General features: G+C 71.4%; 26 protein-coding genes. 5 read left to right on the top strand and 21 right to left on the bottom strand.

Annotated features, from left to right (window positions below; genetic code table 11):
• Window positions 1-31 precede the first annotated feature (31 nt).
• The 8 genes from ACFC1I_RS14815 to infC all read right to left on the bottom strand — a co-directional run bounded on the left by ACFC1I_RS14815 (window position 32) and on the right by infC (window position 5919).
• Window positions 32-958: an amino acid ABC transporter permease gene (locus tag ACFC1I_RS14815; RefSeq protein ID WP_376010795.1), complete on the bottom strand. Its 927-nt coding sequence runs from the start codon at window positions 956-958 to the stop codon at window positions 32-34.
• A complete protein-coding gene (locus ACFC1I_RS14810; protein ID WP_376010792.1) occupies window positions 955-1602 on the bottom strand; it encodes an amino acid ABC transporter permease in 648 nt (215 codons plus the stop codon). Before ACFC1I_RS14810 ends, ACFC1I_RS14815 begins: the two co-directional genes overlap by 4 nt.
• A gap of 67 nt (window positions 1603-1669) precedes the next feature.
• On the bottom strand, window positions 1670-2587 hold the full coding sequence (locus ACFC1I_RS14805) for a glutamate ABC transporter substrate-binding protein (RefSeq protein ID WP_376010789.1): 918 nt from the start codon (window positions 2585-2587) through the stop codon (window positions 1670-1672).
• A gap of 118 nt (window positions 2588-2705) precedes the next feature.
• Window positions 2706-3521 (bottom strand): amino acid ABC transporter ATP-binding protein, encoded by an 816-nt coding sequence (locus ACFC1I_RS14800; RefSeq protein WP_376010787.1) that lies wholly within the window; start codon window positions 3519-3521, stop codon window positions 2706-2708.
• 76 nt (window positions 3522-3597) lie between these two features.
• The gene (locus tag ACFC1I_RS14795) at window positions 3598-4398 is read right to left on the bottom strand and encodes a TrmH family RNA methyltransferase (RefSeq protein ID WP_376010784.1); all 801 of its coding nucleotides are present in this window, start codon (window positions 4396-4398) and stop codon (window positions 3598-3600) included.
• A gap of 179 nt (window positions 4399-4577) precedes the next feature.
• Complete coding sequence (gene rplT, locus ACFC1I_RS14790; protein ID WP_045297244.1) at window positions 4578-4961, bottom strand: 50S ribosomal protein L20; 384 nt, start codon at window positions 4959-4961, stop codon at window positions 4578-4580.
• Between the two features lie 32 nt (window positions 4962-4993).
• On the bottom strand, window positions 4994-5188 hold the full coding sequence (rpmI, locus tag ACFC1I_RS14785; RefSeq protein ID WP_045297246.1) for a 50S ribosomal protein L35: 195 nt from the start codon (window positions 5186-5188) through the stop codon (window positions 4994-4996).
• A gap of 71 nt (window positions 5189-5259) precedes the next feature.
• Window positions 5260-5919 carry a translation initiation factor IF-3 gene (infC, locus tag ACFC1I_RS14780; protein ID WP_376010905.1) on the bottom strand — a complete coding sequence of 220 codons (660 nt, stop codon included), beginning with the start codon at window positions 5917-5919 and terminating at the stop codon, window positions 5260-5262.
• A 335-nt stretch (window positions 5920-6254) separates the two neighbouring features.
• On the opposite strand from infC, the gene ACFC1I_RS14775 reads away from it, so the two are divergent.
• Window positions 6255-6623, top strand: a complete 369-nt coding sequence (locus tag ACFC1I_RS14775) for a DUF1844 domain-containing protein (protein ID WP_116196754.1) — start codon at window positions 6255-6257, stop codon at window positions 6621-6623.
• Between the two features lie 28 nt (window positions 6624-6651).
• Here the strand turns inward: ACFC1I_RS14775 and ACFC1I_RS14770 are convergent, their stop codons facing one another.
• The 7 genes from ACFC1I_RS14770 to ACFC1I_RS14740 all read right to left on the bottom strand — a co-directional run bounded on the left by ACFC1I_RS14770 (window position 6652) and on the right by ACFC1I_RS14740 (window position 12539).
• Complete coding sequence (locus ACFC1I_RS14770) at window positions 6652-8046, bottom strand: pyridoxal phosphate-dependent decarboxylase family protein (protein WP_376010780.1); 1395 nt, start codon at window positions 8044-8046, stop codon at window positions 6652-6654.
• 60 nt (window positions 8047-8106) lie between these two features.
• Window positions 8107-8901 (bottom strand): SseB family protein, encoded by a 795-nt coding sequence (locus ACFC1I_RS14765; RefSeq protein WP_376010778.1) that lies wholly within the window; start codon window positions 8899-8901, stop codon window positions 8107-8109.
• Window positions 8885-9631: a bifunctional 1-(5-phosphoribosyl)-5-((5-phosphoribosylamino)methylideneamino)imidazole-4-carboxamide isomerase/phosphoribosylanthranilate isomerase PriA gene (priA, locus tag ACFC1I_RS14760; RefSeq protein WP_376010776.1), complete on the bottom strand. Its 747-nt coding sequence runs from the start codon at window positions 9629-9631 to the stop codon at window positions 8885-8887. The genes ACFC1I_RS14765 and priA overlap by 17 nt, the downstream gene beginning before the upstream one ends.
• 72 nt (window positions 9632-9703) lie before the next feature.
• Complete coding sequence (gene hisH, locus ACFC1I_RS14755) at window positions 9704-10375, bottom strand: imidazole glycerol phosphate synthase subunit HisH (RefSeq protein ID WP_376010773.1); 672 nt, start codon at window positions 10373-10375, stop codon at window positions 9704-9706.
• Complete coding sequence (gene hisB, locus ACFC1I_RS14750; RefSeq protein WP_310289914.1) at window positions 10372-10980, bottom strand: imidazoleglycerol-phosphate dehydratase HisB; 609 nt, start codon at window positions 10978-10980, stop codon at window positions 10372-10374. Before hisB ends, hisH begins: the two co-directional genes overlap by 4 nt.
• Complete coding sequence (locus ACFC1I_RS14745) at window positions 10977-12071, bottom strand: histidinol-phosphate transaminase (RefSeq protein WP_376010770.1); 1095 nt, start codon at window positions 12069-12071, stop codon at window positions 10977-10979. Before ACFC1I_RS14745 ends, hisB begins: the two co-directional genes overlap by 4 nt.
• A gap of 57 nt (window positions 12072-12128) precedes the next feature.
• Window positions 12129-12539 carry a LysM peptidoglycan-binding domain-containing protein gene (locus tag ACFC1I_RS14740; protein ID WP_376010767.1) on the bottom strand — a complete coding sequence of 137 codons (411 nt, stop codon included), beginning with the start codon at window positions 12537-12539 and terminating at the stop codon, window positions 12129-12131.
• Window positions 12540-12802: 263 nt separating this feature from the next.
• On the opposite strand from ACFC1I_RS14740, the gene lexA reads away from it, so the two are divergent.
• Complete coding sequence (gene lexA / locus ACFC1I_RS14735) at window positions 12803-13483, top strand: transcriptional repressor LexA (RefSeq protein ID WP_045297256.1); 681 nt, start codon at window positions 12803-12805, stop codon at window positions 13481-13483.
• 69 nt (window positions 13484-13552) lie between these two features.
• Window positions 13553-15070 (top strand): hypothetical protein, encoded by a 1518-nt coding sequence (locus tag ACFC1I_RS14730; RefSeq protein WP_376010764.1) that lies wholly within the window; start codon window positions 13553-13555, stop codon window positions 15068-15070.
• On the opposite strand, the gene metE is transcribed toward ACFC1I_RS14730, so the two are convergent.
• Both metE and ACFC1I_RS14720 read right to left on the bottom strand, forming a co-directional pair.
• Window positions 15067-17403, bottom strand: a complete 2337-nt coding sequence (gene metE, locus ACFC1I_RS14725; protein ID WP_376010762.1) for a 5-methyltetrahydropteroyltriglutamate--homocysteine S-methyltransferase — start codon at window positions 17401-17403, stop codon at window positions 15067-15069. The genes ACFC1I_RS14730 and metE overlap by 4 nt on opposite strands.
• A gap of 93 nt (window positions 17404-17496) precedes the next feature.
• Complete coding sequence (locus ACFC1I_RS14720) at window positions 17497-18459, bottom strand: methylenetetrahydrofolate reductase (protein WP_376010759.1); 963 nt, start codon at window positions 18457-18459, stop codon at window positions 17497-17499.
• A gap of 244 nt (window positions 18460-18703) precedes the next feature.
• Here ACFC1I_RS14720 and ACFC1I_RS14715 point away from each other — a divergent pair, with 244 nt between their 5' ends.
• Window positions 18704-20671: an alpha/beta hydrolase family protein gene (locus tag ACFC1I_RS14715; protein WP_376010756.1), complete on the top strand. Its 1968-nt coding sequence runs from the start codon at window positions 18704-18706 to the stop codon at window positions 20669-20671.
• A 21-nt stretch (window positions 20672-20692) separates the two neighbouring features.
• Here ACFC1I_RS14715 and hflX read toward each other — a convergent pair whose 3' ends face one another.
• Entirely contained in the window at window positions 20693-22210 is a 1518-nt protein-coding gene (hflX, locus tag ACFC1I_RS14710) for a GTPase HflX (protein ID WP_376010753.1), read from the bottom strand.
• Window positions 22211-22325: 115 nt separating this feature from the next.
• On the opposite strand from hflX, the gene ACFC1I_RS14705 reads away from it, so the two are divergent.
• Entirely contained in the window at window positions 22326-22982 is a 657-nt protein-coding gene (locus ACFC1I_RS14705) for a class I SAM-dependent methyltransferase (RefSeq protein WP_376010751.1), read from the top strand.
• Between the two features lie 6 nt (window positions 22983-22988).
• Here ACFC1I_RS14705 and dapF read toward each other — a convergent pair whose 3' ends face one another.
• Genes dapF through miaA form a run of 3 tightly spaced genes read right to left on the bottom strand, consistent with a single transcriptional unit; the run spans window position 22989 to window position 25277 of the window.
• The gene (gene dapF, locus ACFC1I_RS14700; RefSeq protein WP_376010748.1) at window positions 22989-23861 is read right to left on the bottom strand and encodes a diaminopimelate epimerase; all 873 of its coding nucleotides are present in this window, start codon (window positions 23859-23861) and stop codon (window positions 22989-22991) included.
• Between the two features lie 58 nt (window positions 23862-23919).
• A complete protein-coding gene (locus tag ACFC1I_RS14695; RefSeq protein WP_376010745.1) occupies window positions 23920-24342 on the bottom strand; it encodes a GNAT family acetyltransferase in 423 nt (140 codons plus the stop codon).
• Window positions 24339-25277: a tRNA (adenosine(37)-N6)-dimethylallyltransferase MiaA gene (gene miaA / locus ACFC1I_RS14690; RefSeq protein WP_376010743.1), complete on the bottom strand. Its 939-nt coding sequence runs from the start codon at window positions 25275-25277 to the stop codon at window positions 24339-24341. The genes ACFC1I_RS14695 and miaA overlap by 4 nt, the downstream gene beginning before the upstream one ends.
• Window positions 25278-25284: the final 7 nt, after the last annotated feature.

Genomic DNA, 25284 nt, shown 5'->3' with positions numbered 1-25284 from the left:
CGGGCGAAACCTCGCCCCGCCCGGCTTCGCGCTAGGCGGTGCTGCCGGCGTCGAACTTGCCGATCCCCTTCTGGGCCGCGATGAGCTCGGTGTCGGTCGTCGGCGCGTTGCCGGCGCCGGGGCCGCCGCCCGCGCCCGCGACGCCGCTGGTCTTCGGCGAGCGGCGCAGTCGCTTCTCGGCCGTGTATGCGAGGTAGGACAGCGCGAGACAGAGGATCACGTAGATCGCGCCCGCGACGAGTGCGGCGGGGATCAGCGGCGACCCGAGCACCGCGTTCGACCCGAGCAGACGAGCGAAGTACAGCAGCTCGGGGTACGTGATGATGAAGCCGAGCGCGGTGTCCTTCAGCGTGACGACGAGCTGGGCGATGATCACGGGCATCATGGCGCGGATCGCCTGCGGGAGCAGCACGAGGCGCATGACCCCGGCCTTGCGCAGGCCGATGGCGTAGCCCGCCTCCCGCTGGCCTCGCGGCAGGGACTCCACGCCCGCACGGACGACCTCGGCGAGCACCGACCCGTTGTACACGATCAGCGCGATGACGACCGCCCAGTACGAGCTCATCTTGATCCCGATCACGGGCAGGCCGTAGTACAGCAGGATCATGAAGATCAGGACGGGGATCGCGCGGAACACCTCGGTGATGCCGGCGATCGGCATCCGCACCCACGCATGGTCCGACAGCCGGCCGATCGCGAGGACGAAGCCCAGGATCAGCGCGCCGACGGACGCCACGGCGAACGCGGCGAGTGTGCGGAGCGTCGCGAGGCCGAACTGCTCCCAGACACGCGTGAACGTGAACGCGTACCACTTCTCAGGGGTGAACTGGCCGGTCACCCAGAAGCGCCACAGCACCCATCCGAGGACGCCCAGCACCACGAGGATCGTGATCACGCCGAGGATGCGGTTGCGGACGACCGCCCGGGGGCCGGGGACGTCGTACAGGACGGAACTCATCGCGCGACCCTCCATCGGTTCTCGAGCACTCGCTGCAGCCACGCCAGCAGCAGCACCATGACGACGAAGAAGACCATGACCCACACGATCGTGAGGAGCTGGTTCTCGCCGTTCTCACTCATCTCGGCGCGGATGTTCCCCAGGTTCACGACCGAGAAGCCGGCAGCCACGGTGGTGTTCTTCAGCAGCGCGATGAAGACGCTCATCATGGGCGGGATCACCGAGCGTGCCGCCTGCGGAAGCACGACGAGCGACATCACCTGCCCGAAGGTGAGGCCGAGGGCGCGCGCCGCTTCGGCCTGGCCGACCGGCACCGTGTTGATGCCGGACCGTATGGTCTCGGCGACGTACGTCGCCGTGTAGATCCCGAGCGCGAAGACCGCGAGCACCAGGAAGTTCGCGCGGCCCGGAACGAGCAGCGGCACGCAGAACGCGAAGAAGAACATCACCAGCGTCAACGGCGTGTTGCGGATCCAGTTCACGTAGACCGCGCCGATGGCCCGGGCCACCGGGATCGGCGAGACGCGCATCGCGCCGACGATGACACCCAGCACGATCGCGATCACGCCGCCGCCGAAGAACAGCACGAGCGTTCCCACGAGCGCGTCGCGCCACAGGTCGGGGTAGTCGGTGATGATGTTCACCCGCGCGTCCCTCCTCCTCGGGGTGGCGGCGGCACCCGGACCGGCCGGATGCCGCCGCCGTCAGTTCTCAGTCGGCCGGGTCGACTTCGGGCTGGGTGCCCTCCACGCCTGCGGCGCCGAGGTTGTTGTCGAAGATCTGCTGCCAGACGTCACCGCCGTCGGTGAACATCGTGTTCACGAACTCGACGAACGCCGTGTCGCCCTTCTGGATGCCGACGCCGTACCGCTCCTCGCTGAACACGTCGCCGACGACCTTGAGGTTGTCGGGGTCCTGTGCGGCGTAGCCGATGAGGATCGCCTCGTCGGTGGTGACCGCGTCGACCTGGCCGCTCTTGAGCTGCTCGACGCACTGCGAGTAGGTGTCGAACTCGGTCGTGGTGGCATCGGGGTACTCGTCTTTGATCCGCTGGATCGAGGTCGAACCCGTCGCCGAGCAGACGTTCTTGCCGGCGAGGTCGTCGGGTCCCTTGATGTCGTCGTTGTCCGCCGCGACGAGCAGACCCTGACCGGTGATGAAGTACGGGCCGGCGAAGGAGATCTGCTCCTTGCGCTTGTCGGTGATCGAGTACGTGCCGACGTAGTAGTCGATGTCGCCGTTCACGATCGCCTGCTCGCGGTTCGCCGACGGGATCGCCTGGAATTCGATCTTGTCCTCGTCGTAGCCGAGCGACGCGGCGATCCAGCGGGCGACGTCGACATCGAAGCCGGTGCGCTCCCCCGTGGTCGGGTCGAGGTAGCCGAGGCCGGGCTGGTCCTCCTTGACGCCGACCTTCACCATCCCGCGCTCGGTGATGGCATCGAATGTCGGGCTGCCGTCGATGGTGACGTCGGTGGCGACCTCCCAGGGCGTGCTCGACGTCTCTTCTCCGCCGCCGGTCGCTTCGTCCGACGGGGCTGCCCCCGGCGTGCCGCTGTTGCACGCGGTGAGGGCGAGCAGGGCGGCGGCGGCCAGGCCGACGCCCGCGATCAACTTCGTCTTGCGCATGGGTTCCTCCTGTTGCATGTGATTTCCACGGGTTCCGTATGTCCGACGTCGGGTTCGTGCGGTTCGAAGTCTGAGGTGCGTGCTCGTGTCGTCCTTCCGACGGCGTGTGAGGCGAGGGTCAGTGGGTGAGGAGCTTCGAGAGGAAGTCCTTCGCGCGGTCCGAGCGGGGGTTGGTGAAGAACTCCTGCGGAGTCGCCTCCTCGACGATCTGCCCGTCGGCCATGAACACGACGCGGTCGGCGGCCTTGCGGGCGAATCCCATCTCGTGCGTGACGACGATCATCGTCATGCCGTCCTGCGCGAGGCCGACCATGACGTCGAGCACCTCGTTGATCATCTCGGGGTCGAGCGCGCTCGTCGGCTCGTCGAACAGCATCACCTTGGGCTCCATCGCCAGCGCACGCGCGATCGCGACCCGCTGCTGCTGGCCGCCCGAGAGCTGCGCCGGCAGCTTCGCGGCTTGGTGCCCGACGCCGACGCGGTCCAGCAGACGCTTCGCGAGCGCCTCGGCCTCGGCCTTCTTCATCCCCTTGACCTTGATGGGCCCCAGCGTGACGTTGTCGAGGATCGTGAGGTGCGCGAAGAGGTTGAACGACTGGAACACCATGCCGACGTCGGCGCGCAGCCCGGCGAGGGCCTTGCCCTCTTTCGGGAGCTCCTTGCCGTCGATCGTGATCGTGCCGCTGGTGATGGTCTCGAGGCGGTTGATCGTGCGGCACAGCGTCGACTTGCCCGACCCGGAGGGACCGATCACGACGACGACCTCACCGCGGTTGACGGTGAGGTCGATGTCTTTCAGCGCCTGGAAGTCGCCGTAGTGCTTCTGAACGTTCGAGATCTGGACGAGGGGATCACCGCGGCGGACCGAGATGTTGCTCGTCGGGTTCGCCTGCGCGGCCGGCTGTTGCGCCTGCGCACTGTCATCGGGCGTCATAGCCACACCCTAGAACCGCGCTCCGATACGATGCCAGAGGCTTGCCCGCGTCTTAACCGTGTTGTAACAGGACCTGTCAGCGCGCCGCGCGCTGCGCGAAGGCCGTCTCGTACAGGCAGACGCTGGCCGCGGTGGCCAGGTTGAGCGACTCGGCCGCGCCGTAGATCGGCAGCCGCAGCGAGAGGTCGGCGAGCGCCAGCGCCTCCTCCTCGAGGCCGCGCGCCTCGTTGCCGAAGAGCCACGCGGTGGGCTCGGCGAGCACATCGCGGGATGCGAGGAAGTCGCCTCCCCCGACGTCGGCCGCGATGACGCGCACGCCCGCCTCGTGGGCCTTCGCGACGGCCGTGGCGAGGTCGACGCCCACCGCGACCGGCACGTGGAAGAGCGATCCGGTCGTCGCGCGCACGACCTTGGGGTTGTACGGGTCGACGGTGCGCCCCGTGAGCACGACCGCGTCCGCGCCGGCGGCGTCCGCCGCCCGGATGATCGTGCCGAGGTTGCCGGGGTCGCGCACCTCCTCGCAGATCGCGACGAGTCGCGGCGAGGCCGCGAACACCTCGCGCACCGAGGTGGGCGACTGACGGGCGACCGCGACGATCCCCTGCGGCGTCACCGTGTCGGCCATCGCGTCGAGCACGGCCTCGGTCGTGTAGACGATCTCGAGCCCGGCGTCCTGCGCGGCGTCGCGCACGTCGGTGTGCTTCTCGAGCGCGGTCGGCGTGGCGAAGATCTCGACGAGGGTCTCGGGGCGATAGGCCAGTGCCTCGCGCGCGGCCTGCGGTCCTTCCAGGAGGAACAGGCCGGTCTCCTGACGGGCGCTGCGCTTCGTCAGCTTCGCGACGGCGCGGACACGCGGAGAGCGGGGGTTCTCGAGCACGGCTCTCAGTCTAGAGTCGCGGCTGGGCCCACGCGCCCAGAGGCTCCTGGCGACGCGCCAGCGGCGTCGGGAGAGGGCGTGGGGACCGGTCTCCGGCATGCGCTTCTCGGCCCTGACGCGTGCGAAAGGGGCGCCCTCCGTGAGGAGGACGCCCCTTTCGAGACAACGGATGCCGCGTGTCAGGCGCTCTTCGGAGCGTTGACGTTCTCGGGCAGCGCCTTCTTGGCGGTCTGGACGAGCGACGCGAACGTCTTGGGCTCGTTCACCGCGAGCTCGGCGAGCATGCGGCGGTCGACCTGCACACCCGCGAGGCCGAGGCCCTGGATGAAGCGGTTGTACGTGATGCCGTTCTGGCGGGCAGCGGCGTTGATGCGCTGGATCCACAGGCGGCGGAAGTCGCCCTTGCGCTTGCGACGGTCGCGGTACGCGTAGACGAGCGAGTGGGTGACCTGCTCCTTCGCCTTGCGGTACAGACGCGAACGCTGGCCCCGGTAACCGGAGGCGCGCTCGAGGATGACGCGACGCTTCTTGTGGGCGTTGACGGCCCGCTTGACTCTAGCCATTTCTTGGTGTTCCTAACTTGCGTCGGCGCGCGTCAGCGGCCGAGGAGCTTCTTCGCGACCTTGGCGTCGCCCGGGGCGAGGACCTGCTCCTGCGACAGGCGGCGGGTGCGGCGGCTGGGCTTGCCCTCGAAGTTGTGGCGGAGGTTCGCCTGCTGCTTCATGAGCTTCCCGCTGCCGGTGACCTTGAAGCGCTTCTTGGCGCCCGAGTGGGTCTTCTGCTTCGGCATCTCTTCTTCCTTCGTTTCACTTCCCGCCCAGGCGGGAGTCGGTATCCCGCGGTGCGGGAGTCTGTGGGGCCTTACTCGGCCGGGGCTGCCTCGGTGGCGGCGGCCGGTGCGTCGGCCTCGGGGGCCTCTGCGGCGCCGGCCGGCGTCGCGCCGCTGCGGGCGGAGCGGGCAGCTTCCTTGTTCGCGGCGCGCTGAGCGTTCTGCTCGGTCTTCACCTCGGACTTGTTCTTGTGCGGTGCGACCACCATCACCATGTTGCGGCCGTCGATCGTGGGGTTCGATTCGACGGTGCCGAACTCGGCGACGTCCTCCGCGAACTTGCGGAGGAGGCGCACACCCTGCTCGGGACGCGACTGCTCGCGACCGCGGAACAGGATCATCGCCTTGACCTTGTCGCCGGACTGGAGGAAGCCCTCGGCGCGCTTGAGCTTGGTGATGTAGTCGTGGGCCTCGATCTTCAGACGGAACCGGACCTCCTTGAGGACGGTGTTCGCCTGATTGCGACGCGCTTCCTTGGCCTTCTGCGCAGCCTCGTACTTGAACTTGCCGTAGTCCATGATCTTGACCACGGGCGGCTTCGAGTTGGGGGCCACCTCGACGAGATCGAGGTCGGCCTCCTGGGCCAGGCGCAGCGCCACCTCGATGCGGACGACGCCGACCTGCTCTCCGTTCGGACCGACGAGGCGGACCTCGGGGACCCGGATGCGGTCGTTGGTGCGGGGATCGCTGATGCGGAACTCCTTGGGTATATGGGCTGGACCACCGCGACACGCAGTCGTATCGCGGGCGGAGGAAGATCCACTCCACCCGTCAGACGCTTCGAGCGCCGACTTCCTGCACCCTCTCCGGTGATGGAGTTCCCGTCCGGTCGCCCCGACGGCTACCCCGGCCGCAGAACGGTCGGGGCGGAGTGCATGACCCGGTAGCCTGGAACGGCAAGCGCGGGTGGGATGTGATCCACTTTCCGATCCGGTGCAGAACGCACCGGAGACCGCAGCAGTCTATCAGAGAGAACGGCGTGGACACGATTCGAGACCAGGACGGCGATCAGACGAGCGCGGCGGCAGTGGATGCTGAGCGCCAGGCGCGCTGGGAGGAGCAGGAGCGAGCGGCCGCATCGGCGTCGCGCGACATCGCCGACGTACCGGCCGTCGAGGTCATCACGACGGCCGCCGTGCACCTGATGAGCGCCGCCGCGGTCAAGGTCGGACTGGCGGACGACCCCGCGACGCAGACCGATCTCGACGAGGCACGCAAGCTCATCAACGCGCTGGCCGGACTCATCACGGCGGGCGCCCCCGAGATCAGCGACATGCACGCGCGCTCGCTCCGCGACGGACTGCGCTCCGTGCAGCTCGCGTTCCGCGAGGCATCGGTCATCCCCGATCCGATCGGCAAGGGCCCCGGCGAGAAGTGGACCGGCCCGGTCACCTGACGCGGCGACACTCCCCGGCTCGCGGGGCTCAGTCCTCGAGTCCCAGGGCCGCCGCGCCGCGCGCGACCGCGTCGACGGTGCGGCGGACCGCCTCCTCATCGGTGCCATGGTTGCTCACCGAGAAGCGCACCACCGTGCGCCCGTGCCACGTCGACGACGAGGCCCACGCCGTCCCCTCGGCGCGCAGCCACTCCCCCAGCGCCGCGGTCGATGCATCGTCCCTCGCGGCGAGACACACCTGCGTGAACACGACGTCGTTGAGGACCTCGAGCCCAGGAATCGCCCGGAATCCGGCCGCGAGGGCGGTTGCAGCATCCGTCAGCCCGTCCACCAGCTGGGCGACCCCCTGACGGCCGAGCGACCGCAGCGCGGCCCAGACCGGAACCCCGCGCGCCCGGCGCGACATCTCGGTGACGTGGTCGTAGGGGTCGGCGACGCCGGCCATCTCGGGGAGATAGGCCGCGTGCGCGCCGAGGGCCGCGGCCATCGCAGCCTCGTCGCGGACGATCGCGACTCCGCAGTCGTACGGGACGTTGAGCGTCTTGTGGGCGTCCGTCGCCCACGAATCCGCGTGCGCGACGCCCTCGACCAGGTGCCGCGATCGCGGGCTCGCAGCGGCCCACAGTCCGAACGCACCGTCGACGTGCACCCACGCGCCCGCCAGATGCGCCACCTCCACGGCCGCGACGAAGTCGTCGAAGGCGCCGGAGTGCACGTCGCCCGCCTGCAGGGCGACGATGGCGGGGTCGTCGCCGTGCTCGTGCAGCGCCCGCGCCAGCCCGTCGACGTCGATCCGGCCCTGCGCGTCCGCGCCGACTGTTCGGGGAGCACCGAGCCCCGACATGCGTCCCGCGAGGACGACCGACGTGTGCACGGCGTCGCCCGCGAAGAAGCGGACGGGCGGCAGATCATGCAGTCCGGCAGCGGGGTCGCCCCCACGTTCGCGGACGAGGGCGTCGCGGGCGGCGATCAGACAGGCGAGGTTCGCGCCCGTGGCGCCGGTCGAGAAGCCGATTCCGCTGTCGGGCGGCAGCCCGAGGACGTCGAGGAGCCAGCGTCCGGCGGTCTCCTCCACGGCGGCCGTCGCCCCGGCGACCTGACGTGGCCCCGTGTTCTGGTCCCAGGCCGACACGAGCCAGTCCGCCGCGAGCGCCGCCGGGTAGGTGCCACCCGTCACAAGGCCGTAGAAGCGTGACGAGCCCATCGCCATGAGACCCGGTTCCGCAGCAGCCACGAGCTCCGCCACGACGGAGGTCGCGTCGCTGGGCTCATCGGGCAGTTCGGCTGCGAAGCGGTCGCGGACCGCGTCGGCATCGAGTTCGGGGCGGATCGGGCGCTCGTCGAGCGAATCGAGCCACGCCATCGCGTGGCGGTGCGCCGTGTGCAGCGCCCGCCCGTAGTCACTGCTCGCCCCGTGCTCCATCCGCCACCTCCGCGGAGCCGATCATCCACCGGCCGGCCGGGGGCCGCAAGGGCTCGTCCGTCAGGCGCGGACGAGCTTGACCGTCAGCGAGTCCACGAGGACCGCGATGCGATCGTCGGCGGCCCAGCGCTGGGCGAGGCGGGCCAGAACGGTGTCGAGCTCGGCCTTCTCGAGTCCGTCCATCAGGTGCAGGCGCACCACGAGCTCAGGTCCCCGCAGGCGCGCGTCGGGGTCGCCCGGCTCGACCGCGAGGTCGATGACCGACAGCTCGCCGCCGATGCTCGCCTGCAGTCCCGCGTACACCTCGGGAGAGAGGAAGCTCGGCTCCCACGGCTGCCCCTGGCCGATCGCCCACACGGCGGGGCGCCGGATGACGAACTCGGTCTCCGACGCCGGGTCGACGACGATGAGGTCGGTGTCGTCGGCCGCCGCGGAGAGGGCGGTGCGGACGCCGTCGGCCGGAACCGGCCGGGCCGAGGCATCCCATCGCCTCATCGTGTCGACCGACGTGAAGACCGGCAGCACGCGACGCCCGTCGGGGGCGGCCACCGTGACGATCGACAGCTCCTGTGTCTTGTCGACTTCGAGGCCGTGCGCGCCGATGCCGTGGTCGCCCTTCTCGGCGACGAGCGGGATCAGCAGGCGTGCCGCACGGTAGGCGTCGACGACCTCGCGCTGCCCGCCGGTGCCGGCACGGAACGCGGTGAGGGCTGCGAGCAGCGCCGGGTCGGCCGACCCGTCGTCCGCGGCGTGCGGGTTGGACTGGAAGCTGCGGCCCTCCCACGGCACGCCGGCGGAGTCGCCGCCGTGCCCGTGGCCGTGGTGGGCGGCGTGCGGGTCAGTGTCCGGCGACATCCAGCGCCTCGGCGAGCGTGAAGGCGCCGGCGTAGAGCGCCTTGCCCACGATCGCGCCCTCGACGCCGAGCGGGACGAGGTCGCGAAGGGCCGCGATGTCGTCGAGGCTCGACACGCCGCCCGAGGCGACGACGGGCTTGGGGGTGCGGGTGATCAGCTCGCGCAGCAGATCGAGGTTCGGGCCCTTGAGGGTGCCGTCCTTGGTGACGTCGGTGACGACGTAGCGGCTGCAGCCGGCGGACTCGAGGCGGTCGAGGACCGTCCACAGGTCGCCGCCCTCGCGCGTCCAGCCGCGCGCCGCGAGCGTCGTGCCGCGGACGTCCAGACCGACGGCGATCGCGTCGCCGTAACGGCCGATGACGTCGGCGGCCCACTCGGGGTTCTCGAGCGCGGCGGTGCCGAGGTTGATGCGCGCCGCACCGCTCTCGAGCGCGGCCTCGAGGGTGCGGTCGTCGCGGATGCCGCCCGAGAGCTCGACCTGCACACCGCGGACCTGCTTGATGACCTTGCGGAGGACGCCGGCGTTGCTGCCGCGGCCGAAGGCGGCGTCGAGGTCGACGAGGTGGATCCACTCGGCGCCCTGGCGCGCGAAGTCCATGGCCGCATCGACGGGGTCGCCGTAGCTCGTCTCGGTGCCGGCCTCGCCCTGCGTCAGACGGACGGCCTTGCCGTCGGCCACATCGACGGCGGGCAGGAGGACGAGCTTGGGTGTGGACGCGAAATCGTTCATGGCTCCTGGCTCAGACATGGGGAAGCTGTGGGGGCGATCACGGGAGCACGCGCTCCCGCAGACGGCACGGTCTCAGAGGGTAGCCCCGCCGAGGCCGTCGATCCAATTCGTGAGGAGACGGATGCCGGCATCCCCCGACTTCTCGGGATGGAACTGCGTGGCCGACAGCGGCCCGTTCTCGACGGCCGCGAGGAACGGAGTCCCGTACTCGCACCACGTCAGGACGGGCTCGGGGAAGGGCGGCTGCACGTCGAGCAGCCACTTCTGCGCGCCGAACGAGTGGACGAAGTAGAAGCGCTCGTTCTCGATGCCACGGAACAGGCGCGAGCCCTCGCCGGGCTCGACGGTGTTCCACCCCATGTGGGGCAGCACGGGTGCGTCGAGCTCGGTCACGACACCGGGCCACTCCCCCATGCCCTCGGTGTCGACGCCGCGTTCGACGCCGCGCTCGAAGAAGATCTGCATGCCGACGCACACGCCGAGCACCGGGCGCCCGCCCGCGAGCCGGCGCTCGATCAGCTCGTCGCCGCGGCTCGCGCGCAGCGCCTCGGCCACCGCGCGGAACGCGCCGACGCCGGGCACGAACAGTCCGTCGGCGTCCCTGATGAGGCCGCGGTCGGAGGTCAGGCGCGCATCGGCGCCTGCCGCGACGAGCGCCTTGACCGCGGAGTGCACGTTGCCCGACCCGTAGTCGAGGACGGCGACGAGCGGCTTCTCCGGTGCGGAGGGAGCGCTTGCGGTCACAGGGCGCCCTTCGTGCTCGGGATGCCCTCGACGAGCGGGTCGAGCGCCTTCGCCTGCCGGAACGCCCGGGCGAACGCCTTGTACTCCGCCTCGGCGATGTGGTGCGGGTCACGGCCCGACAGCACGCGCACGTGCACGGTCAGCGCCGCGTTGAACGAGATCGCCTCGAACGTGTGGCGCACGAGGGAGCCGGTGAAGTGGCCGCCGATCAGGTGGTGCTCGAAGCCGGCGGGCTCGCCGGTGTGCACGAGGTAGGGACGGCCGCTGATGTCGACGACGGCCTGCGCAAGCGCCTCGTCGAGCGGCACGAGGGCGTCGCCGTAGCGCGAGATGCCGGACTTGTCGCCCAGTGCCTCGCGGATCGCCTGCCCGAGCACGATCGAGATGTCCTCCACCGTGTGGTGGGCGTCGATGTCGGTGTCGCCCGACGCGCGGACCGTGAGGTCGGTGAGCGAGTGCTTCGCGAAGGCGGTCAGCAGGTGGTCGAAGAAGGGCACCGTGGTGTCGATGCGGCTGCGGCCGGTGCCGTCGAGATCGAGCTCGAGTTCGACGGTCGATTCGCTGGTGGCCCGGCGCAGCGAGGCGGTGCGTGGTGCGGCGCTCATGCGGCCGATCCTACCGAGGCGAGGGCGTCGAGGAACGCGGTCGTCTCGTCGGCGGTGCCCGCGGTCACCCGCAGGTGCGAGGGGATGCCGACGTCGCGGATGAGCACGCCCTCGTCGTAGAGGGCCCGGAAAGTCGCCGCCGGATCGGCCACGCCCCCGAACAGCACGAAGTTCGTCCACGACTCGTGGGGTGTGTAGCCGAGTGCCTCGACCGTCGCCGAGATGCGGTCGCGCTGGGCGACGATCTCGTCGACCATGCCGAGCATGACCGGGGCGTGACGCAGCGCGGCGGACGCCGCCGCCTGCGTGAGCGAGCTGAGGTGGTAGGGCAGGCGCACGAGCCGGAGGGCGTCGATGAGCACGGGATCCGCCGCGAGGTAGCCGACGCGCGCGCCGGCGAACGCGAACGCCTTGCTCATCGTGCGCGAGACCACCAGACGCTCACGCCCGGGCAGCAGGGTCAGAGCCGAGCGCTCGTCGTGCGGGGCGAACTCGAAGTACGCCTCGTCCACGATCACGATGCCGTCGGTGGCCTCGTAGACGGCCTTCACGACATCGAGTCCGAGAGGGGTGCCGGTCGGGTTGTTCGGCGAGCACAGGAAGATCACGTCAGGCGAGGCGTCGGAGACCTGGGATGCTGCGTCGTCGGCGTCGACCGTGTAGTCGGCCGATCGCGTCCCCGAGATCCACTCGGCGCCCGTGCCGCGGGTGAGGAGCGGGTACATCGAGTACGTGGGGCCGAAGCCGAACGCGGTGCGACCCGGACCCGCGAAGGCCTGGAGGATGTGCTGCAGCACCTCGTTCGATCCGTTCGCCGCCCAGATCTGGTCACGGGTGAGGCCGTGGCCGAGGTAGTCGGCGAACCCCTCGCGCAGCGCGGTGAACTCCCGGTCGGGGTACCGGTTCACGTCGCGCAGGGCGAGTGCGATCGAGTCGAGGATGTCGTCGGCGACCTCGGACGGAACCGGATGCGTGTTCTCGTTGACGTTGAGGGCCACGGGCAGCGGCGCCTGCGGGGCGCCGTACGGCTTCAGCCCCCGGAGATCGGCGCGGAGGGGGAGGTCTTCGAGACGTGCACTCACCCATCCCATGGTAGGCCCGGGCGTCGTGGGCCTCGCGCCGCGTGACGCTGCGCGGCGCACCCGGGATCAGCGCTCGTACGACGCTGGGATCGCGAGGCGCTGCCCTGCCTGCACCAGGACGGTGTCGAGCGCGTTGAGTCGCACGAGCTCGTCGACGACGTCACGCGGGTCGCGCTCGGGCGCGACCTCTTCCGCGATCGTCCACAGAGACTCCCCGGGCGCCACCGTGACCGTGGTGAAGGAGCCTGCAGGCGCGCCGGCGTCGCGAGAAGCGAGAGCGGCACCGCCGCCCAGCATCGCCGCGCTCAGGGCGATGACGGCAGGCAGCGCCGCCAGGACGGCGAGGACGCGGCGGCCGCGCACTGTCAGACGCAGACGCGTGGTTCGCCCGGCCACCGCGCGCGTGGCGCGCTGGGCTGCGGCGCCGGCGGCGCGTGCCGGCGACGGGACGGACGTCGTGAAGTCGATCGCGGTCATGCTCGTCTCCTCCTGATGGGGGGAGATTCGCATTCTCCACTCGGCCGGGAGTGGATAATGCGAACCTCTCTTCCGAAGCTATCTTCGAGTCTGTAGGATGTCAATACCGGATCCGGGCGTCGATCTCTCGAACGCGACACGCGGCGAGGTTCCCACCTCATCGCCTGCGATCCGGATACGGTTTCGATACGAGAACCCCACCACGGGCCTCCGACATTCGAAGAAACAGCGCTCGGCGGCCGGGCGCAGGACGGAGCCGGAAGATGAGCGACGCGGCCGGGCGCGAGAAGCCCCAGACCCGCCGGCGCAAGAGCCTGAGCGACAAGCAGCTCGCGATCCTCGAAGTGATCCAGCGCTCGATCGCCCGTCACGGCTACCCGCCGAGCATGCGCGAGATCGGCGACGCGGTCGGGCTCAAGTCGCTGTCGAGCGTCACGCACCAGCTCAACCAGCTCGAGCTGAGCGGCTACCTCCGTCGCGACGCGGGCAAGACCCGCGCGATGGAAGTGCTCATCGATCTGCCCGGCACCGCCACCGAGAGCCCCGCCGACGCCGCGCCGTCGGTCGGCGACGCGGCGCTCGTGCCGCTCGTCGGCCGCATCGCCGCCGGTGTGCCGATCACCGCCGAGCAGCAGGTTGAGGAGATCTTCCCCCTCCCCCGTCAGCTCGTCGGCAAGGGCGACCTGTTCATGCTCAAGGTCTCGGGCGAGTCGATGATCGACGCCGCGATCTGCGACGGCGACTGGGTCGTCGTGCGGTCGCAGGCCACGGCCGACAACGGCGACATCGTCGCGGCGATGCTCGACGGCGAGGCGACCGTGAAGACGTTCCGCCAGCGCGACGGTCACACCTGGCTGCTCCCCCGCAACTCGGCGTTCGAGCCGATCCTGGGCGACGACGCCACCGTGCTCGGCAAGGTCGTCGCGGTGCTGCGCGCGGTCTGACGCCATTTCGTACGAATCGCGCGAGCACAGAGGTGGTGGGCGGTACTCGCCACGCGCTATAAGGGTGGAATGACCGCCGTGACGCCTTCGCCAGACGTTCCCGACCTCCAGGCCCGCCTGGACGCGCTCGAGGCCGAGAACGCCCTCCTCAAAGCGGGCGCCGCTCCCGCGCCGCCCACCGGCAGGGCGGCGAATCGTCCGGCCGGCAGCGGATGGCGCGCGTTCTTCTCCGCGCTGTGCATCGTGATCGCGTCGATCCTCGTGCCGATCTCGATCGTCACCGCGTGGGCGCGGCTCGAGCTCGTGGACGAGTCCGCATTCGTGCAGACCCTCGCCCCGCTCGCCGACGACCCCGCCGTGCAGCAGATGATCATCGACGAGACGGTCGAGGCGGTCCAGGCGCAGGTCGACTTCGAAGAGCTGACGGCGAACGTCTTCGACGGCATCGATCAGCTCGGCCTGCCGCCGCGTGCCTCGCAGGCTCTCAAGCTGCTTCAGGCCCCCGCGGCGGAGGGCCTCCAGAACCTCCTGACGCAGACCGTGACGCGAGTCGTCGAATCCGACGCCTTCGCCGACACCTGGACGGCGACCACCCGCGCGGCCCACCGCGCCCTGACGGCCGCGGCGACCTCCGACGGCGGCGGCATCGTCGTCATGAACGATGAGGGCCTCGGCATCCAGCTCGGCGCGATCGTCGAGCGGGTCAAGCAGAACCTCATCGACCGCGGCGTGGGCATCGCCCAGCTGATCCCCGCCGTCGACAAGGTCATCATCATCGGCACCGGCGACACCCTCGTGACGATCCGGACGACGTACGCGCTCGCCACCGCGCTCGGCTGGTGGCTGCCGATCATCACGATCGGGCTCTTCGTCCTCGGCATCCTCATCGCGCGCCGTCGCAGCACGGCGGTGCTCGGCTCGGGCATCGGCTTCGCGCTCGGCGGCGGCGCCCTGGCGCTGGCGTTCGCGATCGGCTACCCGGTCATCGGCCAGACGGCCGTGCAGCTCGGGCTCTCCGCCACCGCTCTCGACGTGGTCTACCAGAGCCTCGTCGGCGCGATGCAGCAGACCGCGGCCATCGCCGTGCTGCTGGGCGTCGTCATCGCGATCCTGGGCTGGTTCGCCGGACGCTGGACACCGGCCGTGCGCTCACGCCAGGCCATCGCCAGCCTCAACGCGTCGGCGCGACGCCAGCTGTCGAGCCACGGCTTCGGCACCGGCCGTTTCGGCGCGTGGCTCTACCGCTACCGCACCCTGGTGCGCACGCTCATCATCGTGATCGCCGTCATCTGGCTGTTCGCGCTGCGGCCGCTGTCGGCGGGCGACGTCTTCCTGGTGCTCATCGTCGCTCTCGTCGTCACCTGGATCCTCGAGCTGCTGCAGATCCGCCCCGACGAGGTCGTGGTCGCGGAGACGGTCGCCGCCGAGGACGCCGACCCCGACGGCACTGCCGACACCCTCGTCATCGAGGCCGACACGGTGGTCGTCGAAGACGAGAACGACACAGAGGTCATCCCCGAGATGACGGATGCCTCGACCGACGCGTCCGCGCCGGCCGAGGCATCCACCAAGAAGCCCCGCGCTTAGCGGGCGAGCGCCACGCGCTCGCGCACGAGTTCGGTCGCCTCGACGAGGTTCTTCAGCGAGGCGACCGTCTCGTCGTACCCGCGGGTCTTGAGCCCGCAGTCCGGGTTGACCCAGACGCGTCGGAGGGCGAGCTCGCCGACCGCGCGGTCGAGCAGGTCGGTGATCTCGTCGACCGACGGCACGCGCGGCGAGTGGATGTCGTAGACGCCCGGGCCGACGCCGGCGGCGAAGCCGGACGCCCGGATGTCGCCGATCACCTCGCCGCGGCTGCGGGCGGCCTCGATCGAGGTGACGTCGGCATCGAGCGCCGCGATCGCGTCGATCACGACGTCGAACTCCGAGTAGCAGAGGTGCGTGTGCACCTGCGTCGCGGGCGCCGCGCCCGCGGTCGCCAGGCGGAACGAGCCGACCGACCACTCGAGGTAGGCGGGCTGGTCCGCCGCCTTGAGCGGAAGCAGCTCGCGCAGCGCGGGCTCGTCGACCTGGATCACACGGATGCCCGCGCCCTCGAGGTCGGCGATCTCGTCGCGCAGCGCCAGCGCGACCTGGTTCGCCGTCTCGCCGAGCGGCTGGTCGTCGCGCACGAACGACCACGCCAGGATCGTCACGGGGCCTGTCAGCATCCCCTTCATGGGCTTGTCGGTGAGCGACTGCGCGAACGCCGACCACGCGACGGTGATCGCCTCGGGCCGCGAGACGTCGCCCCACAGGATCGACGGACGCGTCGCTCGCGAGCCGTAGGACTGCACCCAGCCGTTCTCGGTCACCGCGAAGCCGTCGAGGTTCTCGGCGAAGTACTGCACCATGTCGTTGCGCTCGGCCTCGCCGTGCACGAGGACGTCGAGCCCGATGTCCTCCTGGAGGGTCACGACGCGCGCGATCTCGTCCCGGAGGAACCGCTCGTACTCGTCGGCGCCGATCTCACCGCGGCCGTGACGGGCGCGGGCACGGCGGATGTCGCCGGTCTGCGGGAACGACCCGATCGTGGTCGTCGGCAGCACGGGCAGCGCGAGCTCCACGTCCTGCGCGGCGACGCGGGCGTCGTAGTCACCGCGCGCGAAGTCGTCGGCGCTCAACACCGTGGCCCGTTCGCGCACCGCGCCGTCGCGGACGCCGGGTGCGCCCAGGCGATCGCTGAGGGCGGCGGATGCTGCGGCCAGCGGCTCGGCGATGGCAGCCCGCCCGTCGACCAGACCCGCCGCGAGCGTCACCACCTGCGCGACCTTCTGGTCGGCGAACGCGAGCCACGACGCGAGCCGCGGGTCGAGCGCGGACTCGTCGGCGACGTCGTGCGGCACGTGCTGGAGAGAGGTCGAGGTGCCCGCGCTGATCTCGGACGCGCCGAGGTCGTTCAGGGCCTCGAGGCGCGTGAACGCGGCGTCGAGGTCGCCGCGCCACACGTTGCGTCCGTCGATCACGCCGCCGACGAGCGTCTTGCGGTCGAGGCCCGGCACGGCCTCGGGCACCGCACCGCGCGTGAGGTCGATGGCGATGGCCTCGATCGGCGCCGCGGCGAGCGCCGTCCAGGCCTCGGGCGACAGCTGCGCGTAGCCGGCCGCGACGAGGATCGCGGGCCGGTCACCGCGAACCCCGAGCGCGGTGTAGGCGCGAGCCGCAGCATCCGCCAGCGCCGCCGGGTCGGCCGGAAGGCTCTCGCTCACGAGCGCGGGCTCGTCCAGCTGCACCCACTCGGCACCCGCGGCGCGCAGGGCCGACAGCAGTTCGGCGTACACCGGCAGCAGGTCGTCGAGCCGGCTGAGCGGGTCGAAGCCTGCGGGCGCAGCATCCGTCGCCTTCGCGAGAGCGAGGAGCGTGACCGGGCCCACGACGACGGGGCGCACGGTGAAGCCGTCGGCCTTCGCCTCGGCGACCTGGCGGGCGAACCGGTCGCTCGAGAGCGCGAAGACCGTCTCGGGGCCGATCTCGGGCACGAGGTAGTGGTAGTTCGTGTCGAACCACTTGGTCATCTCGAGCGGGGCGTCCTCGCCGGCGCCGCGCGCGGCGGTGAAGTACGCGTCGAGGCCGATCCCGCCGTCGGCATCGCGCCGCGCCGCGAACCGCTCGGGCAGCGCCCCGACGGTGACGGCCGCGTCGTGCACCTGGTCGTAGAACGAGAACGACTCGGGGATCGACGAGTCGTCGCGCCCCAGGCCCAGCTCGGCGAGCCGCTCGCGCGTCGCGCGGCGGAGCCCGGCCGCCGTCTGCTCCAGTGCCTCGGCGTCGGTCGTGCCGGCCCAGTACGCCTCGACCGCGCGCTTGAGCTCGCGGCGGCGTCCGATCCGGGGATAGCCCAGGATCGTGCCGTGGGGGAAGGTGCTGCGAGGTTCGGTCATCGTGCTCTCTCTTTCGCTTCGTGCATCTCGGAGTGGGGTTTTCGGGGTCGCCGAAGAGACCCGCCGGCCATCCGGCGGATCGCGGCGCCCGGGTCAGCGGACGGCGTCGGGCATTCGTGTCGCCGGGGCGTGCACCCCGGCTTCACGCAGCACGTCCAGGACGGTGTCGTGGTGGTTGAAGGCGTACAGGTGGACGCCGGGGGCGCCGCCGTCCACGACCTCACGGACGAGGCGCGCAGCGTGCGCGACGCCCACTTCGCGCTGGCCCTCGGCGGTCGGCTCGATGTCGAGCGCGATGGCGAGCTCGGCGGGCAGCTGCTCCCCCGTCAGTTCGAGCACGCGGCGCAGTCGCGTGGGCGAGGTGATCGGCATGATGCCGGGGAGGATCGGGATCGTGACGCCCGCCTCGCGGGATCGCTGCACGAAGGCGAGGTAGTCGCCGGCGTGGAAGAACAGCTGCGTGATGGCGAGCGTCGCGCCGGCGGCCTGCTTGGCGAGCAGCGCGTCGATGTCTTCGAACGGATGCCGCGACCGCGGGTGGCCGTTCGGGAACGCCGCGACGGCGATGTCGACGCGGGGGCGCTCGGCGACCCGCACCGCACCGGGAACGCCGGGGATCGGCGCTTCGCTGTAGGGCGCACGCTCCGCCTGCACCCGGTCGATCAGCTGCACGAGCTGCGCCGCGCTGTCGAGATCGCCGAGGAAGACGTCGTCCTCCGACACGCCGGCCGGCGGATCGCCGCGGAGCGCGAGGAAGCTCGTGATCCCGGCATCCAGGAACTCCCTGATCAGCGCGGTCGCGCCGGCGTAGGTGTTCCCGACGCACGTGAGGTGGGCGAGGGGCTCGACGTGGGTCTCGCGCAGGATGTGGGTGAGCAGCTCGAGCGAGCGGCCGCCGGTGGAGCCGCCGGCGCCGTAGGTCACCGAGATGAACCGCGGGTCGACCGACGCCAGGTGACGGATCGTCTCGTGGAGGGCGGCGACGCCGGCGTCGGAGCGCGGCGGGTACACCTCGAAGGAGATCGGCACGGGAGGAGTGCTCAGGTCGATCGACATGGCCTGCTTCTCAGGGATCGGCGGACAGGGCTGAGCCGTACGGGAAGGCCCGATCGGCCGCGGCACCTCCACCCGCCGGACGGCGGAAGAGGTGTCATTCGCGGGCGGGTGCCGGGCTCGGCTGTCGCTCCTGCCCGGGCCCCGAGGTTCGGGGCGTCCGTGAGGACGACCGGGCGACGATGCGTCCACGGTAGCGGAGCGCGCCGTCGCGATGTCGCCTGTGACGTTCTGTTTCGATCGCGGCATGCGTCGGCTTCGTCGTAGCGTGGAATGCGTGACGACACCCGACGTGCTCCCCTACGGCAGCTGGCCCTCCCCGATCTCCGCCGCGGACGTCTCTGCGGCCTCGCCGCGTCTGGAGGGCGCGCGCTACGTGGGTGTCGACGATCCCGAGGTGTGGTGGGGCGAGTCGGTGCCCGAAGAGGGCGGCCGCTCCGCCGTGCGCCGGCGCGCAGCATCCGGAGCCGTCGTCGATGTGCTGCCGGCACCGTGGAGCGCCCGATCGCGCGTGCACGAGTACGGCGGCGGCTCGTGGACGGCCGACGCCGACGGGGTGCTCTACTTCGTCGAGAAGTCGGACCAGCGTGTCTGGCGGCTCGCGCCGGGCGACGAGGCGCGCCCGCTCACGCCCGACGCCGGCGACGTGCGCTTCGGCGGCCTGACGCTGCAGCACGGCCGCCTGCTCGCCGTGCGCGAGGACCACACCGGCACGACCGCCGTGCCGGCGCGCGACATCGTCGATATCCCCCTCGATGGGACGGGAACGGATGCTGCGCGCCTGCGCTCGCTCGCGAGCGGCAGCGACTTCGTCGCCCACCCCGCGCTGTCGCCCGACGGCACGCGCCTCGCCTGGATCGCGTGGGATCATCCGCACATGGCCTGGGACCGCGCGGAGCTGCGCGTCGGCCGGCTCACCGGCGGCGACGGCGCGGAATGGACGACGGTGGCGGGCGGCCCATCCTCGCCGCTGCAGCCCGAGTGGGTCGACGACGACGACCTCGTCTACGCCGACGACCCGACGGGCCGATGGAACCTGTGGCGGCTGCGCCTCTCGGCCGACCTCCGCCACGAGCCGGTCGCTCCGGCGGACGCCGACACCGGCGGCCCGCTGTGGGTGCTCGGCACGCGGTGGTTCGCCCTGCTCGCCGACGGGCGCATCGTCGCGGTCCAGGCGAACGGCGCCGAGGAGCTCGTCGTGATCGACGCCGCGGGCGGGCGCCGCACGCTCGACGTCGACGCCGTGACCCGCCTGTCGGTCGAAGACGCCCGCGGCACGCGCGTGCTGCTCTCGGGCGCAGGCTCCGGCGGCGCAGGGCTCTGGGAGGTCGACGTCGACGACCCCGCCGCGACGCGACTCATCGTGGGCGGCGCCTCACCCTGGGGAGCCGAATGGATGCCGCGATCCCGCGCCGTCACCGTGCCCGGGCCGCACGGTCCCGTGCACGCCTTCGACTACCCGCCGACGAACCCCGGCGTCGTGGGCCCAGACGACGAGCGACCCCCGTACGTCGTGTTCGTGCACGGCGGGCCGACCGATCATGTCGGGGGCGCGGCATCCGGGAAGATCGCGTTCCTCACCAGCCGCGGAATCGGCGTTCTCGACGTCAACTACGGCGGCTCGAGCGGCTACGGCCGCGCCTACCGCGAGCGCCTGCTCGGCCAGTGGGGCGTCGTCGACGTGGACGACGTCGTGGCCGCGGCCCGCGGACTCGCCGAGGCGGGCACCGCCGACGGGCGCCGCCTCGCGATCGCGGGCGGCTCGGCGGGCGGCTGGACGGTGCTGTGCGCGCTCACGAACTCCGACGCGTTCGGCGCGGGCATCAGCCGCTACGGCGTCGCCGATCTGCGCAAGCTCGCCGAAGACACGCACGACTTCGAGGCGCGCTACCTCGACGGCATGGTGGGTCCGCTCCCCGAGGCCGAGGCGCTGTACGTCGAGCGGTCGCCGCTGTCGCACCTCGATCGCCTGCGCACCCCGCTGCTCATCGAGCAGGGCCTCGACGACCGGGTCGTGCCGCCGTCGCAGTCCGAGGCGGTGCGGGACGCCCTCGCCGCGAACGGCGTCGCGCACGCCTACCTCGCGTTCGAGGGCGAGGGGCACGGCTTCCGCAGCGCGACGACGCTCGTGCGCACCCTGGAGGCCGAGCTCGCGTTCCTCGGCCAGGTGTTCGGCTTCGAGACGCCGGGAGTGCCGCCGCTCGAGCTCGACTAGCGGCTCGAGCGGCGACCCTCCTCAGACCGTGAAGGGGGCGAGGCGCGCAGCGAGGTGCTCGCCCACGCGGGCGTGCACCGCGGTGCCGCCCTCCTCGTGCTGCTGCGACAGGATCATGCCCTGCTCGTGGATCGCCGAGACGAGGTCGCCGCGGTCGTAGGGCACAAGGGCCCGCACCTCGACGGCCGGCAGCGGCAGCGTCTCCTCGATGAGGGCGCGCAGCTCGTCGATCCCCTCGCCGGTGCGGGAGGACGCGAAGACGGCCTTGGGCTCGAGTCCGCGCAGCAGCAGGCGCGCGTCGTCGTCGATCAGATCGGCCTTGTTGAAGACGATGATCTCGGGGATGTCGCGCGCGCCCACGTCGCCGATCACGTCGCGCACCGTCGCGAGCTGCGCGGCCGGGTCGGGGTGAGAGCCGTCGACGACGTGCACGATGACGTCGGCTTCGCCGACCTCTTCCAGGGTCGAGCGGAAGGCCTCCACCAGCTGGTGCGGCAGGTTCCGCACGAAGCCGACGGTGTCGGTCAGCGTGTAGATGCGGCCGTCGTTCGTCTCCGTCCGTCGCACGGTGGCGTCGAGCGTCGCGAACAGGGCGTTCTCGACGAGCACGCCCGCGCTCGTGAGGCGGTTGAGCAGCGACGACTTGCCGGCGTTGGTGTAGCCGGTGATCGCGACCGACGGGATCGTGTTGCGCTTGCGCTCGGCCCGCTTCGCGTCGCGCGCCGGGGCGAAGTCGCGGATCTGCTTGCGCAGCTGTGCCATGCGCGTGCGGATGCGCCGGCGGTCGAGCTCGATCTTCGTCTCACCGGGACCGCGCGAGCCCATGCCCGCGCCGCCCGCGCCCACCTGGCCACCGGCCTGGCGGCTCATCGAGTCACCCCAGCCGCGCAGGCGCGGCAGGAGGTACTCGAGCTGCGCGAGCTCGACCTGGGCCTTGCCCTCGCGGCTCTTCGCGTGCTGGCTGAAGATGTCGAGGATCACCGTCGTGCGGTCGATCACCTTGACCTTGACGACGTCCTCGAGGGCACGCCGCTGGCTGGGCGCGAGCTCGGTGTCGGCGATCACGGTGTCGGCACCCACCGAGGCGACGATGTCGCGCAGCTCCTCCGCCTTGCCGCGGCCGACGTAGGTCGCGGGGTCCGGGTGGGGACGCCGCTGCAGCACGCCGTCGAGCACGACGGCGCCGGCGGTCTCGGCCAGTGCCGAGAGCTCGCGCAGCGAGTTCTCGGCGTCCTCCGTCTCGCCCTGCGCGTGCACGCCGACGAGGACGACGTTCTCGAGGCGCAGCTGCCGGTACTCGACCTCGGTGACGTCTTCGAGCTCGGTGGAGAGCCCGGGGACGCGCCGGAGCGCTGCGCGCTCCTCGCGATCCCACTGCTCGCCATCGGTGTCGGCACGCCCGATCGTGGCCTCGTCCTGGAGCGCTTGCGCTGCTCCGAAGACGTGCACCCCCGAGCGCGCTTCGGCGCGCGCCAGCACGCGATCCACCGGGTCCACCGGCGTCTCGTCGGTGCTCTGGGGTGTCGTGGTATCCGTCATGTGTTCCTTCGCTTGTTGCCGTGGATGCCGTTTTCCTGCGTTCATCGGCCGGTTCGCGGCATCCGTGAATTCTAGCTTCCCGTCATGCGGAGCGCCTCCGCTAGGCTCGTCGGCTATGGGGAGTGACCACTATTTCAGTGCGACGCCCGCCAGCCCCGAAAACCTGCGCCGCATCCGGGTCACGCTCGCCGGTCGCGATCTCGAGGTCACGACTGCCGGGGGCGTCTTCAGCCCCGATCACGTGGACTCGGGAACCGCGGTGCTGCTGTCGAACACTCCCCCGCCTCCGGCGGGCGGGAACTTCCTCGACCTCGGGTGCGGGTGGGGACCGATCGCACTCAGCCTCGCGCTCGATGCGCCACGCGCGACCGTCTGGGCCGTCGACGTGAACGAGCGAGCACTCGACCTGGTGCGCCGGAACGCCTCCGCGCTCGGTCTCTCGAACGTCAACGCCTCGCTGCCCGATGATGTTCCCGACGACATCATGTTCCGCACGATCCGGTCGAACCCGCCGATCCGCGTGGGCAAGAACGAGCTGCACGGCCTGCTCGAGCGGTGGATCCCCCGCCTCGACGAGCGGGCGGACGCGTGGCTCGTCGTGCAGCGCAACCTCGGGTCGGATTCGCTGCAGCGGTGGCTCGCCGCGACGCTGGACCGCCGCTTCAGCGTGCAGCGCGCAGCGACCGCACGCGGGTTCCGCGTGCTCAAGGTGCGCCGGCACGGCTCGCCGCCGAGCGAGCCGATCGACCTGCCCGACCTGTCCGAGCTCTGAGGCCCGCTACGCGAGCGTGACCTCGCCGGTGTAGACGAGCGTGGCGGGACCCGACAGCAGCACGTGCCGCTCGCCGTCGATCTCGGGCATCCGCACGCCCAGCGTGCCGCCCGGAACCTCGACGACCCAGTGATCCGGTGCCGCGGGGCCGGCCCAGTGCCGCACCGCGAGAGCGGCGGCGGCGACGCCGGTGCCGCAGCTCAGGGTCTCGCCGACGCCGCGCTCGAAGACGCGCATGCGGATCGAGCCGACGCCCTCGTGCACGAGCGGGTCGCTCGGCACGACGAACTCGATGTTCGCGCCGTGCGGCGGTTCGGGCTGCAGCAGCGGCTGAGCGGCGAGGTCGAGCCCCTCGAGCTCGCCCTCGTCGGGCAGCGCCACGACGACGTGCGGATTGCCGACGTCGATCCCGACACCCGGGCGGGGCGCGCCGCCGCCGCGCGTGCGCACGAGCACTCCGGAATCGTCGACGGTGAACGGACCGAGGTCCACCTCGTACCCGCGGTCGCTGCGGGTGACCGTCTTGATGCCCGCGCGCGTGCCGATCTTGAGCGGCGTGCCGTCGACATCGGCCCAGCCGACGTCGACGAGGTAGCGCACGAAGACCCGCACGCCGTTGCCGCACATCTCGGCCTTCGAGCCGTCGGCGTTGCGGTAGTCCATGAACCATTCGGCTCCGGATGCTGCGGCCTCGGCGCCCTCGTCGATCGCGCTCGCGCGCACCACCCGGAGGATTCCGTCGCCGCCGATGCCGAAGCGCCGGTCGCACAGCACGGCGACCTGGTCGTCGCTGAGGGCGAGCGCGCCGTCGGGATCGGGGACGATCACGAAGTCGTTGCCGGTGCCGTGGCCCTTGGTGAACGCGATCGTCTGCGGCATCGCACCAGTCTACGGGCGGGATGCGCGGCGCCGGCGCGGCCGCCGGATCAGCCAGGGTTCAGTCGGCGATGAGGCGCTTGCCGGTGTTCCAGGTCTCGAACGGCTCGTATCCGAGGGAGTCGTAGAACCCCTGGGCGATCCCGTTCTCGGGCCGCACCATGAGCTGCACCTTGGGGCACCCCATGTCGGTCAGAAGCTCCTCGGCGTGGGAGACGAGCTTGCGCGCGATCCCCTCGCCGCGGCGGTCGGGCGCGCTCGCGAGGTAGTAGAGCCAGCCGCGGTGGCCGTCGTAGCCGGCCATGACCGTTCCGACGATCGTGCGCCCGTCGACGGCGACGAGGAACAGCTCGGGCTGCACCGAGAGCTTTCGGCTGATGTCCTGATACGGGTTGTTCCACGGCCTCGTGAGCCCCGTCTGCTGCCACAGCGAGACGACCGCCTCGGTGTCGGGGAGTTCGAAGGCCCGGATCGCGATGCTCATGACCACGAGTCTGCCAGGGCGGCAGCATCCACTCCCGGATCCACCCAGCGCAGAGCGTCGTAGCGCTTGAACCACGACACCTGGCGGCGGGCGTACTGGCGCGTCAGCGCCTGCGTCTCGGCGATCGCCTCGGCTTCGGTCAGCTCGCCCTCGAGCTGCGCGAGCGCCTGCGCGTAGCCGATGGCGCGCCGGGCGGTGACGCCCTGCTCGAGCCCGTGCGCGCGCAGAGCCCGCACCTCGTCGAGCAGCCCGTCCCGCCACATCGCCTCGACGCGCGCATCGAGGCGGACCACGAGCTCGTCGCGCGGCACGGCCACACCGATGATGCGGGTGTCGTCGTGCCAGAGCACGGGCGCGTCGGGGAGCATCGCGCCGTGCGTGCGCTCACCGAGCTCGAGCACCTCGAGAGCGCGGACGATACGGCGGCCGTTGCGCGGATCGACCTTGGCCGCGGTCGCCGGATCGAGCTCGCGCAGGCGGGCGTAGAGCGCGCCGGGGCCGTGCGCGTCGAGCTCCGTCTCGAGCCGCGCGCGGAGCTCTTCGTCCCGCGGCGGGAAGCGGAAGTCGAACAGCACGCTCGACACGTACAGTCCGGAGCCGCCGACCAGCACGGCGTCGGCGCCGCGACCGTGGATCTCGCGGATCGCCGTGCGCGCGGCGTCCTGATACCAGGCGACCGCCGCGTCGTCGGTGACGTCGAGCACGTCGAAGAGGTGATGACGGATGCCTCGCCTCTCGGCCTCGGGCAGCTTCGCGGTGCCGATATCCATGCCGCGGTACAGCTGCATGGCGTCGGCGTTCACGATCTCGGCGGGGCGGCCGCGCGCCGCGAGGGCGTCGGCGAGCTCGAGAGACAGCGCCGTCTTGCCGGTGCCGGTCGCGCCCACGACGGCCCACAGGCGCGCCGGTGGCGCGGCGTCGGCCGGGGTGTTCACGGAGGGG

This window comes from Microbacterium sp. NPDC056044, assembly GCF_042267145.1.
Taxonomy (GTDB): Bacteria; Actinomycetota; Actinomycetes; order Actinomycetales; family Microbacteriaceae; genus Microbacterium.
Note: the sequence above shows the minus strand (reverse complement) of the source record. Positions and strands in the feature narration are given on the sequence as shown.

Bases quoted from the DNA above. Each gene is read 5' to 3' on its own strand.
- rplT (WP_045297244.1), bottom strand. From the start codon at position 4,961: ATGGCTAGAGTCAAGCGGGCCGTCAACGCCCACAAGAAGCGTCGCGTC.
- priA (WP_376010776.1), bottom strand. From the start codon at position 9,631: ATGAACGATTTCGCGTCCACACCCAAGCTCGTCCTCCTGCCCGCCGTC.
- ACFC1I_RS14770 (WP_376010780.1), bottom strand. From the start codon at position 8,046: ATGGAGCACGGGGCGAGCAGTGACTACGGGCGGGCGCTGCACACGGCG.
- ACFC1I_RS14815 (WP_376010795.1), bottom strand. From the start codon at position 958: ATGAGTTCCGTCCTGTACGACGTCCCCGGCCCCCGGGCGGTCGTCCGC.
- ACFC1I_RS14705 (WP_376010751.1), top strand. From the start codon at position 22,326: ATGGGGAGTGACCACTATTTCAGTGCGACGCCCGCCAGCCCCGAAAAC.
- dapF (WP_376010748.1), bottom strand. From the start codon at position 23,861: ATGCCGCAGACGATCGCGTTCACCAAGGGCCACGGCACCGGCAACGAC.
- ACFC1I_RS14765 (WP_376010778.1), bottom strand. From the start codon at position 8,901: ATGTCGCCGGACACTGACCCGCACGCCGCCCACCACGGCCACGGGCAC.
- ACFC1I_RS14695 (WP_376010745.1), bottom strand. From the start codon at position 24,342: ATGAGCATCGCGATCCGGGCCTTCGAACTCCCCGACACCGAGGCGGTC.
- rpmI (WP_045297246.1), bottom strand. From the start codon at position 5,188: ATGCCGAAGCAGAAGACCCACTCGGGCGCCAAGAAGCGCTTCAAGGTC.
- metE (WP_376010762.1), bottom strand. From the start codon at position 17,403: ATGACCGAACCTCGCAGCACCTTCCCCCACGGCACGATCCTGGGCTAT.
- ACFC1I_RS14715 (WP_376010756.1), top strand. From the start codon at position 18,704: ATGCGTCGGCTTCGTCGTAGCGTGGAATGCGTGACGACACCCGACGTG.
- ACFC1I_RS14740 (WP_376010767.1), bottom strand. From the start codon at position 12,539: ATGACCGCGATCGACTTCACGACGTCCGTCCCGTCGCCGGCACGCGCC.
- ACFC1I_RS14800 (WP_376010787.1), bottom strand. From the start codon at position 3,521: ATGACGCCCGATGACAGTGCGCAGGCGCAACAGCCGGCCGCGCAGGCG.
- hisB (WP_310289914.1), bottom strand. From the start codon at position 10,980: ATGAGCGCCGCACCACGCACCGCCTCGCTGCGCCGGGCCACCAGCGAA.
- ACFC1I_RS14745 (WP_376010770.1), bottom strand. From the start codon at position 12,071: ATGGGATGGGTGAGTGCACGTCTCGAAGACCTCCCCCTCCGCGCCGAT.
- ACFC1I_RS14720 (WP_376010759.1), bottom strand. From the start codon at position 18,459: ATGTCGATCGACCTGAGCACTCCTCCCGTGCCGATCTCCTTCGAGGTG.
- ACFC1I_RS14805 (WP_376010789.1), bottom strand. From the start codon at position 2,587: ATGCGCAAGACGAAGTTGATCGCGGGCGTCGGCCTGGCCGCCGCCGCC.
- lexA (WP_045297256.1), top strand. From the start codon at position 12,803: ATGAGCGACGCGGCCGGGCGCGAGAAGCCCCAGACCCGCCGGCGCAAG.
- ACFC1I_RS14730 (WP_376010764.1), top strand. From the start codon at position 13,553: ATGACCGCCGTGACGCCTTCGCCAGACGTTCCCGACCTCCAGGCCCGC.
- hflX (WP_376010753.1), bottom strand. From the start codon at position 22,210: ATGACGGATACCACGACACCCCAGAGCACCGACGAGACGCCGGTGGAC.